11 protein-coding genes are annotated in these 12617 nt (G+C 72.0%); all 11 read right to left on the bottom strand.

Going from position 1 to position 12617, the window contains the following annotated elements:
- Positions 1-17: 17 nt before the first annotated feature.
- Positions 18-1442 carry a hypothetical protein gene (locus O0S08_RS01835; protein WP_269037211.1) on the bottom strand — a complete coding sequence of 475 codons (1425 nt, stop codon included), beginning with the start codon at positions 1440-1442 and terminating at the stop codon, positions 18-20.
- A gap of 4 nt (positions 1443-1446) precedes the next feature.
- Positions 1447-2433 carry an AAA family ATPase gene (locus O0S08_RS01830; protein ID WP_269037210.1) on the bottom strand — a complete coding sequence of 329 codons (987 nt, stop codon included), beginning with the start codon at positions 2431-2433 and terminating at the stop codon, positions 1447-1449.
- A complete protein-coding gene (locus tag O0S08_RS01825; protein WP_269037209.1) occupies positions 2421-5708 on the bottom strand; it encodes a DUF8586 domain-containing protein in 3288 nt (1095 codons plus the stop codon). The genes O0S08_RS01830 and O0S08_RS01825 overlap by 13 nt, the downstream gene beginning before the upstream one ends.
- Positions 5709-5727: 19 nt before the next feature.
- Positions 5728-5994, bottom strand: a complete 267-nt coding sequence (locus O0S08_RS01820; protein WP_269037208.1) for a hypothetical protein — start codon at positions 5992-5994, stop codon at positions 5728-5730.
- Positions 5987-8089: an AAA family ATPase gene (locus O0S08_RS01815; RefSeq protein ID WP_269037207.1), complete on the bottom strand. Its 2103-nt coding sequence runs from the start codon at positions 8087-8089 to the stop codon at positions 5987-5989. Before O0S08_RS01815 ends, O0S08_RS01820 begins: the two co-directional genes overlap by 8 nt.
- Positions 8090-8102: 13 nt before the next feature.
- Positions 8103-8654 carry a hypothetical protein gene (locus O0S08_RS01810; protein ID WP_269037206.1) on the bottom strand — a complete coding sequence of 184 codons (552 nt, stop codon included), beginning with the start codon at positions 8652-8654 and terminating at the stop codon, positions 8103-8105.
- 97 nt (positions 8655-8751) lie between these two features.
- Positions 8752-9462, bottom strand: a complete 711-nt coding sequence (locus tag O0S08_RS01805) for a hypothetical protein (protein ID WP_269037205.1) — start codon at positions 9460-9462, stop codon at positions 8752-8754.
- A gap of 152 nt (positions 9463-9614) precedes the next feature.
- A complete protein-coding gene (locus tag O0S08_RS01800) occupies positions 9615-10625 on the bottom strand; it encodes a hypothetical protein (protein ID WP_269037204.1) in 1011 nt (336 codons plus the stop codon).
- A 161-nt stretch (positions 10626-10786) separates the two neighbouring features.
- Positions 10787-11893, bottom strand: coding sequence for a hypothetical protein (locus O0S08_RS01795; protein ID WP_269037203.1), 1107 nt, complete (start codon positions 11891-11893; stop codon positions 10787-10789).
- Complete coding sequence (locus O0S08_RS01790) at positions 11890-12015, bottom strand: hypothetical protein (protein WP_269037202.1); 126 nt, start codon at positions 12013-12015, stop codon at positions 11890-11892. Before O0S08_RS01790 ends, O0S08_RS01795 begins: the two co-directional genes overlap by 4 nt.
- Entirely contained in the window at positions 12012-12605 is a 594-nt protein-coding gene (locus O0S08_RS01785; protein ID WP_269037201.1) for a 4Fe-4S single cluster domain-containing protein, read from the bottom strand. Before O0S08_RS01785 ends, O0S08_RS01790 begins: the two co-directional genes overlap by 4 nt.
- Positions 12606-12617 lie beyond the last annotated feature (12 nt).

Genomic DNA, 12617 nt, shown 5'->3' with positions numbered 1-12617 from the left:
CCCACCTGCCCGGACCTTCACGCGAACAGCCGCAGCAAGATCGCGTCGAGCAGCCCCCGCAGCCCGCCCGGCTCGCCGACCGCGAAGCTCTCGCCGTCCAGCACCCAGCGCGGCTCGCCGACCCGCACCCACGCCCGCGCCCCCGCGCGTGGGTCCTCCTGATGGGCCGCGAACACCACCAGCCCGCGCGGCGGCGCCTCCTGCCAGTCCGTCATCGTCGCCAGGGTCACCCGGCGGTGCGCCAGGTCGTCGGCCAGAGTCATCGCCATCAATCGCGCCTCCTCGTCGGCCGCCTCCGCGTCGGCCTTGCCGCTGGTGCGCCAGCGCAGGTGCAGCTCCGCGCCCGACGGACCGAACACCTGAATCATGTCGGCCTGCAGGCGCAGCGTCGCCGCGTCGACCAGCACCAGCGTCTGCGCCGCCAGCTCCGGGTGCTTGTGCCGCTGGTCGAGCGGTCGCTCGATCACCACGGTCACGCGGCGCCGTTGATCGAACAGCGGGCTCTCGTCGCGGGTGTAATACAGCAGCTCGCCCTGAGCGAAGCGGACGTCGAACAGATCGATCTGCCCCAGCTCCTCGCGCCCCGCGTCCACGTACGCCACCTCGCTGCGCACCAAATTTTCGAACCGACCGCGGGTGCTCAGCGCATCGAAGCCGCCGGCCGGGTAGTGACTCGCGTCCTCCTCGTCGACCGCCACCTCCTGCGCCCGCCGGCGCACCGCCATCGCCACGCCCGGGTTCACCCCGCCGATCGCCGCGGTCGCCGCGTGCAGCTCTCGCAGCGCCAGCCGGCTCGACTCGTTCGGCAGGTCGGCCAGGTGCGCCAGCTCCCACAGGTCCTCCGGCGAGAACAGCTTGCCCTCGCCGAGGCGACCCACGATCGCCGCCCGGATCGCCAGCGCCCACGCCCGCCAGTGCTCGTCGACCGGCGGCTCCTCCCACGCCCCGTGGCGGGCCGGCCAGCTCGCGCACAGCGCCAGCGCCTCGCGCCACGACGAGCGCAGGATCGCCGGGTTGCCCGCGTCGAGCTCGGCCCGCCGCGCGGCTGTCCCGAGGGCCAGGCCGATCGCGTGCGCCAGCGCCCGCGGCTGCAGCTCGCCCGACAGCGCCGCGATCGCCACGTGCGCGTCGCTCACGCTCGGGTCGAGGATCCACCTGCCGAGCACGCGATCCTCGTACTGCAGCCGCTCGGCCCGCTCCTCTTCTGGCCAATCGGCCAGGTCGCGGCTCGACGCGAACGCGAACGCCCGGCCCTCGACCAGCAGCGTCCCGAGGTCGTGAACCAGGTCGAGCGGCAGCGCGTCGTGGCCCTCCTCCCACAGCGCGCGCAGCCAGCCCAGCGCCGGCGGCAGTGACTCTGCCAGCGAGCCGCCGTAGCCGCTCACGTAGGCCCACGCCTTCAGCGCCGGCAGCAGTTCCTCGCGGCTGAGTCGCCGGGCCACGCGCTCACCCGCCGAGGCCCAGCAGCGCCTTGACCTTGCTCGCCACCACCGGGATCTCGTCGCGGCGGTTGCCCACGTAGGCCAGCAGGTTCAGGTCCGAAGTCTGCACCGCCCCGCCGTGGTTGAGGAACGCCTGCGTACGGATGACCTTGTAGAGCTTGACCAGCTTGCGGTCGCTGACCATCACCTTGTCCTCCGTCTCGAGCGCCCGCACGATCCGCCGCATCTCCGCGAACACCGGCCGCGGGAACCACTGCGCCCGGTCGCGGCCCGGCTCGCGGCCCATCCCGAAGCTCAGGTCCATGAACCGCTTCAGCTTCAGGAAGTCGTCGAGCGACGCCGCCCCGCGGGTCCACGGCTTGTGTCCGCTCGCGCGGTACGACTCGTTCATCACCCCCGCGTCGATCAGCTCCTCGAAGTGGCGGTCCTTCACCGGCTTCGTCTCGATCTTGAGGATGAAGCGGTCCGCCATCGCCTCGAGCTCGCTTTGGTCGGGGATGTCGTTGGTCGCCGCGAACAGCATCACCAGCCGCACCGGCGTCGGCTGCCCGTCCTGATAGAACTTGCGCTCGTTGAGGATCGTCAGCAGCGTGTTGAGGATCGCCGAGTTCGACTTGAAGATCTCGTCGAGGAACGCCACCCTGCAGTCGGGCAGCATCCCGCGGGTGCGCCGGAGGTAGCGCCCTTCCTTGAGCACCGCGATGTCGATCGGCCCGAGGATCTCGCTCGGCTCGGTGAACTTCGTCAGCATGTACTCGAAGTAGTCGCCGGCCCCGAGCCCCAGGCTCTCCGTCAGCTTGACGACCAGGTCGCTCTTGGCCGTCCCCGGCGGACCGACCAGCAGCAGCGGCTCCTGGGCCACCGCGCACAGGATCGCCAGATCGATCTCCTCGTCGCGGGCCACGAAGTACTCCTTCAGGCCCCGGCGGTGCTGCTGGATCCGCGCGCGGATGTCGTCGATCTCGGGCTCGAGCTCCTCTAGCGTCCACATACTGCGCTCCAGTCGGTGACGATGCGCCGGCGCAGGGCGTGCTCCTCCTGGTCGAGGAAGCCCTGCACGCGGTCGCTGTGGCGGGTGCGGCTGTCCGCCAGGCTGTCGACGATCGCCTCCAAGATCAGGATCTTGTGCGTATCGTAGTAGCGGCTGGCGGTGAAGGTGTCGCGGAACACCGCGAGCGCGGCGATGAAGCGGCGGAACCGCTCGACGCGCGTCATGTTGGGCCAGTGCCGCAGCGCCTGCGCCACCGCCAGCCCGCCCTGCGCCCGCGTCACATAGTCGAGCGACCCGGCCAGCACCTGCGCGCACAGAGTGTCCAGCACCTCGTCGGCCACGCGCTCCTCGCCGATCTGCACGAACCCCGTCGCCACCGTCGCCGACAGCAGGATCTGGTCGCTCGACGTGTACGCGTGCACCCGCGACAGCGCCTCGAGCAATCCGCGCGCCGGCTCGAGCCCGCCGAAGCGGCGCAGCGCCCCGAGCCCGCGCTGCGTCGCCCGCACCAGCTCACGCGCCGAGCCCAGCTTCTCGCTGCGGGCGATGTTCACCAGCGTCTCGAGCAGGCGCCCCACCATCGCGTCGTCGCCGACGCTCGCCGCCCCGTGGATGCACGCCGCCACCGCCTCCGCGCGGTGGCTCAAGATCTGGATGTTGCCGAGCCCCGGCTCCGCGCTCGCCAGCACCTCCGCCACCACCGCGTCGCTGCCGCTCGCCAGCGCCCGGCGCACGCACACGTCGACCGCCTCCGCGATCAAGTAGTCGAACGTCCGCGTCCCGATCGACACCTCGCGCGCCACCACCTCCGCCAGCCCGCCGACGTCCACCCCCTGCGGCAGCTTGTAGCGCGCCCCCTTGCTCGCCGCCGACTCCTCCTCGTTCGTCGTGCGCAGCCACATCGACCGCTTCTGCAGCCACAGCACCGCCTGCTGCAAGCGCGCGTCGCGGACGCTCTCGACGATCCGCCCGACCTCCGCCGCCCACACCTCCGGGCTGCCGCCCGAGCTCTCGTGGGCCAGGCGGGCCATGTACAGGCGGAACAGCGCGCGGTTGGGGATCTCGTGCACGTCGAGCTCGAGCTCGACCGGCGCGATCAATTCCTGCGCCAGCCCGCGGGCCCCGAGCCGCGCGAACCCGACGGCGAAGATCAGGCGCATGAAGGCCGCCGGCGCGTCCATCTCGGGCAGCCCCGCCTGCGACGCCTCGTGCCACATCGCCTCGAGCGCGATCAGCTGGCCCTGCTGCAGGCGATCGCCGCGGGCCTCGGCCGACTCCTCGTTCGCGTCCTCGCCCTCGCGCGCCAGCGCGTGTCGCACGAAGCGCGGCAGGTCGTGCAATTCGCTCAGCCCGCGCTCGTTGATCCCGCCGAGGATCGCCTCCTTCGCGCGGGTGATGCCGAGGCGGTCGCGCGCGTGGTGGTGCCAGCCTGCCAGCACCGCCCACGCCAGCCGGCGCGACACCGGCAGCCGCGGGTCGGCGAAGATCGGCAGCGCCAGCTGCATCAATTCGTCGGCCGGTGGCCGCTGCGCCGCCACTCGCGCCACCAGCGAAGCACCCAGTCGACTCGCCTCCGCCGGCGTCCGCCGCGACGCGACCACCCACTCCATCAGCGAATCCTCGGAGTCGTCGCCGCGGCTCGCTGCCATCAATCGCCCGGCGAGCCCCGCGTCGTACGGCGGCCCCGCGTGCAGCAGCGCCATCTCGAAGCAATCGGCCGCCTCGTCGCCGTCGCCGAGCTCCGCCTTGACCTCGCCGAGCTCCTGCCACACCTCCGGCTCGTCGCAGCCGCCCGCGATCACCCGCTTCTCGAGCGCGCGCACCTGCTCTCGCAGCGCCCGCAGGTGCGCCGCCGCGTCGACGTCGATCCCCCGCGCCGCCTCTTCCACCACCACCGGCTTCGGCGCCGGCGCCCGCTTGACCGGCGCCTCGCGCGTCGACGGCCGCTTCGGCGCCGGCTGCCGCGCCTCCTTCGGCCACTCGATCGTCACCTCCGGGAACTCGAACACGCTGCGCTCGAGCAGCTTGTCGAGCTCGAGCCGGCGGTCCGTCGCCACGTAGTCGATCCACCGCTGCAGCGGCTGCTCGTCGACCTCCGCGATCGTCACCACCCGCGGCCCGTCGCGGTCCTCCGTGAGCACCACAGTGTGCGCCCGCTCGAGCCCCAGCAGCGCCCGCAGGTCGTCGCGCCGCAGCACCGGCATCAATCGTCGACCTGTCGGAACGTACAGGTTGTCGGCCCCCGCCACCTGCGAATAACCCGGCACCCCGAGAGTGTCGCTGACCCGCCCCGCCATCCGCGGCGTCCCCGGCCGCACCCGCTCGCGCAGCAGGTAGACCGTCCCGTCCCCGCCGGTGAGTCGCGCCACCGTCAGGCGCGACAGCTCGTCGGCCGTGCTCACCTCGATCAGCGGCTCGAGCTCGAGCAATTGCTCCGGCGACAGCAACCACAGATCCGGATCGGTGATCGCCGCCGGCGCCAGGCGGATCGCCACCCGGAACCGCACCTCCGACTCCACCGAGCGCATCACCACCCGCGGCGCCTCGAGCTCCGGCGCCACCGCGTCGTGGATCGCCCGCACCCGCCACTCCGCCGGCGTGCGCAGCCAGTTGCCCTCGCGGTCGACCAGCGCCGCCTGGTTCATCCGCGCCAGCGAGGCCGCCGCCGGCCCCGGCGCCGGATGTTCGAAAGACCAGGCGACCCACAGCGAGCTGGTGCCGTGGCGCCCGTACACCGCCACCTCGCCGCCGCCGTCGCGCGCCGCCATCATCAGGTAGATCGGCGGCGCCTTCACCTTGACCGCGAAGCTGCCCGCGCCCGCCTCGTCGACGAAGCTGACCACCTGCGCGTCCGAGCGCCCGAGCAGGAGCAGCCGCTCGAGCAGCAGCCGCGGCGCCTCCGTCTCGGAGCGCATCACGAACAACGCCTCGTCGACCAGCGGCTCGCCCGGCAGCCTGCGCAGCCGCAGCGCCTCCACCAATCGCGGCGCGGTCCGCCCCTTCCACCAATTCCAGCGCATCGGCGCCCCGCCGCGCAGCGGCGCCAGCACCAGCGTCTCGTCCTGCTCGCTCGCCGTCGCCAGCGGCAGCCCGCGCGGCATCAACCTGTCCGCGAGGACAGCATCGAGCCCCTCGCAGGCGAGCGCGCTGGCCGGCCCGGACATGTCGAGCATCACCGACCATGTCCTTTCGGCCAGGAACGGCGCCGCCTCGAGCAGCACCGCCAGCGTCGCGCCGTCGCTCGCCGTCCCCGTCAGCAGCAGGCAGAACCGCACGTCCGGCTCACTTCTCCGGCTATTGGCCGCGCACCCCGGCCTTCTCGCGCGCGGCCTCCTCTGCGGCCGCCGCCCCGGCCTTCGGCGCCTTCTCGACCACCACGCGGTCGACCACCATCCCGCCGAGCACCTGCTCGAGCGGCCGGCCGATCAGCCGCTCCGCCAGCGCCCGGTGGTCGCGCTCGTGCTCGTGCGGCAGCGCGTCGCTGTCGGACTCGTAGTGGATCACCACCTCGCGCTCGCCCGTGCGCGGGTTGTGGCGCAGCCGGATCGTCACCTCAGCCATGGCTCTCTCCCTTCGTCAGCGCGCTCAGCTCGGCGCGGTCGAGCACCTTGCGCGAGAGCAGCGTCTCCGCCAGCGCCTCGAGCATCGCGCGGTGGCCGGTCAACAGCTCCTGCGCCCGCGCCAGCTCCTTCTCGAGGATCTCCGTCACCTCGGCGTCGACCCGCTCGCGGCGGCGCTCCGACATCGGCGTCCCGTGGCGCGGCGCGTCGTCGAGGCGCACCAGCACCCCCGTGCTCGCGCCCATCCCGTACTCCTCGACCATCGCCAGCGCGATCCGGTTGACCTGCTGCAGGTCCGTGTGCGCCCCGATCGACACCTCGCCGAACACCAGCCGCTCCGCGCACATCCCCCCGAGCCCGACGCAGATGTCCGCGCGCATGTCGGCCGCAGTGATCGCGTACGGCCGCGCCCGCGCCGCCCGCAGCACGTAGCCGAGCGCCCCTTCCATGTCGGCCGCGATCGAGATCCGCTCCGGCGGCGTCGCGTGCTCGACCAGCATCGCCAGCAGCGCGTGCCCGGCCTCGTGGATCGCCACCACCCGCTCCTCCGCCGGGCTCAGCACCACCGCCGCTCGCGTCTTGCGCTGCAGCGCGCGGTCGATGTCCTCCGGCGTGAACTTCTTCTCGCCGGTGCGGATCGCCTGCCGCTTCAGCGCCCGGCACACCGCGTAGATGTGGTCGCCCGTGAACGGCAGCCCGCGCGCCCGCTCCGCCAGCCCCTCCGTGCGCCGCACCAGGTGCTCCTGCAATTCACGCGACAGCCCCAGCTCGAGCTTGCGGTCGTAGATCTCCACGATCTCGCGCCGGTCCTGCACTCCGGGCGCCGGGATCTCGATCAAAAATTCGAACCGCCCCGGCCGCAGCAACGCCCCGTCGAGGCTCTCCAAAAAGTTCGTCGTCCCGACCACGAACACGCTCTCGCTGCCGCGGAACCCGTCCATCTCGGTCAGCAGCTGATTCACCATCGAGTGCTCGACCCCCGAGCCCTCGTACGTCCCGCGCGCGTGGGCGAACGCGTCGATCTCGTCGAAGACCACCACCGCCGGCGCGCTGCGGCGGGCCTGGCGGAACACCCGGCGCAGATTCTCCTCGCTCTCGCCGACCCACTTCGACTTCAGCTCCGGCCCCGACACGATGATGACCGTCGCGTCCATCGCCGTCGCCATCGCCTTGGCGAAGTACGTCTTGCCGGTCCCGGGCGGCCCGTGAAAGATAATCCCGCGCGGCAAGAGCCCCTCGAGCGCCTGGATCTCGCCCTCGCTGCCGAGGCTGTCCTTGCGCCGCAGCAGGTCGAGCAGCTCCTCGCGCAGCCGCAGCTTCACCTCCGGGTAGCCGCCGATGTCGCGCTCGAGATCGACGTTGGGCAGCTCGACGTCTTCGCTGACCGTCTGCCGCCGCAGCTCGCGGTACACCTGCGCCGCCTGCGAGCGGCCCGGCATCGCCTCGCGGCGCAGCCCGACCGCTTGCATCAATCGCCGCAGCCGCACCGGGTTCAGCCCCGACACATATTTATACAGCGCGAACGGGTCGAAGTTGTCGGCGTCGATCGCCTTCGCCTCGCGCTGCGTCACGATCTTCGCCAGCGACTCGCGCGGCACCCCGACGATCTCGCGGCGGACCGCGAACACCCCCTCGATCACCTTCGGCAGCTGGAAGCTCGGGTCGCGGAAGCCGAGCAGGATCGCCTCCGGGTTCTCGTACAGCAGCGGGATCGCCTCGCGCGCCTCCATCGTCAGGCTCGTGTGCGTCGTCGTCAGCACGTCGAGGTGCAGCAGCACGATGATCGTCCGCTCCACGCTGCCGCGGATCGCCGTCGTCAGCTGCGACAGCATCGACGCCAGGTTGCCGCGGCTCTCCTCGCCCTCGCGCGGGCGCCCGTCCACGATCACGATCTGCGGCCCGCGCCCGTTGCCGGCCCCGCGACGCAGCCGCGCGCGCACGGCCAGGTACACGTGCAGCGCCAGCTCCTTGTCGCACTCGACCAGCACGCTCATCCCGCGGCGCAGCCGCTCCTCGATGAACGTCACGTCCTGCGCGCAGGCCATCTCGACCGCGTCCTCGACCCGCACCTCACCCGGCAGGGTCTCGATCGGCACAGTGCGTCGCACTCTAGACCCGCACCTTGATCGTCAGCTCGAGCTCGCCGTCGGCCCCGCGGCCCTCGTGTACGCTCTCGATCTGGCCCATCGACGCCGCCTTCTGCCGCAGCGCCTCCACGTACACCTTCTGCAGCGCCGCCTGCAGCTCGCCGCGGATCTCGCCCTCCTGCGCCCCGAGCCGCCGCGCCACCTCCTGCGCCAGGTCGCGCTCCACCCGCTTGCCGGCCTCCTCCAGCCGCGACGCCGCCTGCGCCTCGCTCGTCGCCCGCGTCGTCACCTGCTTCGACGCCGCCGCGCGCGCGGTCACGGTCCGGCCGTCGGGCGCCAGCGTCACCTCGACCTCGCCGAACCTGCGCGACATCGTCCCGTCCTGTCCCTTGGACCAGCCGCTCGCCGCCAGCTCCTCGCGCAGCAGCGTCGTCATCGCCCCCTCCGGCAGGATCTCGAGCATCCCGACGTCCATCTCGATCGCGTCGGCCGTCTCGACCTGCTTCGCCGCGTCGTGGTACGTGACCGGCCGCCAGTTCGGATCTCTCATGCGAATGCGGTACCCTCGGCTCACGCTGCCTCCTCGCGGACGCTCATCCTAACCGACCCCTCCGCGCCCTGGCGAGGCCCGAAGCGCCGTTCGAGAGCGCGCCTGGGCCAGGACGCCCTCGTCATGGAGACGCCGGCAAGTCGACCGTCACGGGCTGCCAGAACAGGCACTCCGGAGCGCCGTCCCCTCGCGACTCGCAACCTCGGCCTGCCAGCGCGTCCATCGACCGGACCACGACTTCCATCGGGATCTCCGCGCCGAACTGGACCTCGACCACGGACTCCCGCGGGTACCTCGCCTTCAGCTCTCGAGCCGCACGCTCGAGCCCGTCATAATCCCACCTGGCGGGATCGTGCATCGAGGCCGACGCATCGGCCGTGACGAGCCGCGGCGGCAGAGGACGCGAGCGGACGGTGAAGCCATCGCCGTCGATGCGCACGGACAACTCGAGCGGGCCGAGCAATTCTCCCCGCATCGCCTCGACCGCCCACAACCGGGCGTGGGCGTCGGCGATGCGGACGACCCGCGAATCCCCGCGATCGAGCCCGAGATCGAGCGCCAGCTTCGCGCTCAGGAACTCGGACGCCGCCTGCCGCGCGACCCCCTCGTCGGCGCCGCGCAGCACCTCGGTCCCGCTGCAGAGCCGCGGGCCCCGACCGAAGCGGCCGCAGTATGCGCGCGCGCACGCCTCTGCGACCTGCAGCATGTCTCCCGGCCCCGCGAGTGAAGCGACCTCGCCGCACCCCGCGAACACCTCGGCCGCGCAAATCCTGGCCCCGGGCCACCACGCGGCCACGGCAGCGGCGCGCTCGCCGGGATGGGCGCTCCACACCCGCTCGACCTCCTCCGCACATCGCTCGAGCCGCGCGAGGGCCGCCTCCGACTCGCCCCCAACCTCTGGAGAGGTCGAACGATCGCCGCATCCGCCCGCGACGACGACCCCGCTCAGGACTGCGACCCGACAGCGTCTCATGCCCGACTCGCTCATCCTTTGGGCGCGTAGAGCGCGACGGGCAACGTGTGGACGTGACGCAAGCGCTCGTCACCGACCTCCCAGACCCGCGCCTCGATCTTCTCGCTCTCCATCCCGGTCACCCAGTGCAGTTTGCCGGCGTGCATGAACGACAGCACGGGAAAAGGCACGATGTACGGCAGACCACAATGGCGCTCGCGGGCCATGGGACTGTCGTGCCAGACGCGGTCCGCCTTCGCCACCAGCGACGTCACGCTGCCGTCGGCGTGCTCACGGAACACGAACCACTGCGAGCGCTTCACCATGTTGCGCGCCTCTGCCGTGTGCACCACGTGCAACGGTGGTTCGCTCGCTCCCGTGGAGCTGACGCGTATCGCCCGCCAATGCTGCCTGTCGAATTGCGAGACCTGCTGCGCGAAGCGGCGGTCGATCGGCGCAGCGGCGTCCTCGACCGGAATCTTCGCCCCGGGCTCGTCGAAGTCCTTGTCCGGGTCCTGGCACACCGCGTGGACGCGCACCTCGAAGCTCATCGGCACCAGCGTCGGCGGCCGGTGGCGCCGATGGACGGCGAACAGCAGGTTCGGCTCGGGCCCGGGGCGCTCGACCAGGCGCTCGGGCAAGCTGTTACGGAGCGGCTCCTCGCAACGGACAGGAGCCGCGGTCACGAGGGTCCACGCCGGCACACAGGTCTCCTCAATATCCGCAGACCCGGTCATCTCGGAGGACTTCAAGATGCCCCACCCGCAATACTCGAAGCGCTTGCCGGCAGCTGCCCGTACGGCCCCGCCGGCGTTCGTCATCACCCACAGCGGCTCCCCTTCGCTCCAGCCCTCCACTCCGTGCCCGACGACGAACGGCTCCTCGTGATCCGCGTCGATCGGACGGCATGGACCGAAGCTCAGCGCCGAGAGCTCGAAGTCGACCTGCTCGGCCGGATCGGGCGGGATGACCGGCAGGTCGCTCTCGGCGACGGACGGCCTCGTCTCGACCGCTACGGGCGCGGCCGAATCCTCGGCATGCACCGGCTTCGACGATTCGCTCGGTGGCCCCGACGAGGACCGGGGAGCACACGCCGACAGCACCACCCAGGCGACGACGCTCGCAGTTCGATGCTTGACTGCCGACAATCGCTCCGAGCAGCTCCGGCTCGCCGAATCGACCGACGACGTGATGCCATGGCTGCTCACCCCAACCGACCCGTCAGCACTCGCGCCAGCGCATCGAGCCGCGCGAGGTGCGGCCGGAGCACCGTGTCGTGCAGCTCGAGATAGAGCTGTGATTCCTCGTAGCGGCGGTCGCCGAACGCGTGGCGGGTCATCGCCTCGCGCAGCCCGGCCAATCGCTCGCCCAGCCCCACGAGCCGCGCCAGCGCCCGCCGCAGCGCGTCCTGCTGCGAGCGCAGCATCAGCCCCGAGTCCGCGACCAGCTGCGCCGACACCACGGCCGGCGGATCCCCCCACTCGCCCGTGGCGAGGCGCGCCAGCGCGCGACACAGCGGCCGCGCCAGATCGAGCCGGGCCCGGAAGTCGATCGCCTCGATAAATTGTTCGAGCACGCGCGCCGCCACCAGCAATCGCTCGGCCCGCTCCTCGCCCGGCGACCAGCGCATGCACCTCGCGATCTGCTCCGCCCACTGCTCCGCCAGCACCTCGTCGAGGCACTCGAGCAGCACCACCTGCGGCCCGTTCAGCAGCAGCTCCACCTTGCCCGACGACTCCTCGCCGTCGACCTGGCGCGACCAGTCCTCGAGCGCGAACAGCGTCGCCAGCGGCGAGCCGAGGCACAGCCGCCGCCCGAGGTCCTCGCGGATCTCCCGCGGCATGTTCATGCGCGCCAGGTGGCGCACCGCCAGCGCGTATACCAGCCAATCACCGGTGTCGGTCCCCGCGATCTTGATGATGCGACGGATCTGCCGCCGCGCCTTGCGCGAGCTGCCCTCGCCTTCCACCACCTCGGTGGGCCGGGCGATCTCCGCCAGCCGCTGCGTCGCCTGCACCCACAATTCGTAGGTCGCCTCGGTGAAGCGCAGGCGAAAGCCTTCGCTGCGAGCCGCGTCCCAGACCCGTCCGCGCACGCGACGACCGCGGCGCAGCACCACTCGCTCGCGCCGGCCCGACTCGACCAGCACCCGCAGGCAGGTCACCGCGATCCTGCGCCCAGCCACCTCGATCAGCTCCGGCCGCGGCTGCGACACCGGCTGCGAGGGCACGATCCGGACCGAGCGGCCGCGGATCAGCATGTCGAGCACCTCGAGCGCGTGCCCCTCGTCGACGCTGACCGACAGGCTCATCGCGCCACCCATGTGCGCGACCCGGGCACGGGCCAGCCGTTGAGCGTGCTCTCGCCGCCGCGGCTCCGCATGGCGAGCACCTCGAGCGCGTGCCCCTCGTCGACGCCGACCGACAGGCTCATCGCGCCACCCGTGTGCGCGGCCCGAGCACGGGCCAGCCGTTGAGCGTGATCTCGCCGCCGCGGATCCGCAATTCGACAGTGTTGCCGCCCCGCAGCTTCGGGTCGTCCGACGCGTAGCGATCCGTCAGAAAGTGCAGCACCTGATTGTCGGAGCCGATGAAGCGCCGCGTCTGCGAGCGCAGCTTCGCCTCGAAGCGCCCGTCGACCAGCAGGTCGGTCGCCGCCAGCAGCCGCGCCGCGGCCGGTCCTTGCGCCTGCAACTCCGCCAGGGAGTAGCCCGAATAAATCATCACCGAGAGGCCACGCGCTCGCACGCCCTCGGCCAGCGGCGCCAGCCCCTCCGCCTGCGCGAACGGCTCCCCCCCGAGCAGCGAGATCCCCTCGGCCCCCGAGTCACATGCCTCTTCGACCAGGTCCGCCGCCAACCGGCGCCTCGTCCCCTCGCCGCCGAACTCGAGCATCTCCGGGTTGCAGCAGCCCGCGCAGCGCAACGGGCAACCTTGCACCCACACCGCGTAGCGCACCCCTGGCCCCTCCGCCTCGGTCCGCGGCACGATCATCGCCACCTCGATCGTCGCCCCGTCCGGCATCGCTGCGCCCAG

Source organism: Nannocystis punicea (assembly GCF_026965555.1).
Classification (GTDB): domain Bacteria; phylum Myxococcota_A; class Polyangia; order Nannocystales; family Nannocystaceae; genus Nannocystis; species Nannocystis punicea.
The sequence above is the reverse complement of the archived record's forward strand: the minus strand, read 5'-3'. Positions and strand labels throughout refer to the sequence as shown.

Coding starts and splice junctions, on each gene's coding strand:
- O0S08_RS01830 (WP_269037210.1), bottom strand. CDS start 2,433: ATGTGGACGCTAGAGGAGCTCGAGCCCGAGATCGACGACATCCGCGCG.
- O0S08_RS01820 (WP_269037208.1), bottom strand. CDS start 5,994: ATGGCTGAGGTGACGATCCGGCTGCGCCACAACCCGCGCACGGGCGAG.
- O0S08_RS01795 (WP_269037203.1), bottom strand. CDS start 11,893: ATGAGCCTGTCGGTCAGCGTCGACGAGGGGCACGCGCTCGAGGTGCTC.
- O0S08_RS01790 (WP_269037202.1), bottom strand. CDS start 12,015: ATGAGCCTGTCGGTCGGCGTCGACGAGGGGCACGCGCTCGAGGTGCTC.
- O0S08_RS01785 (WP_269037201.1), bottom strand. CDS start 12,605: ATGCCGGACGGGGCGACGATCGAGGTGGCGATGATCGTGCCGCGGACC.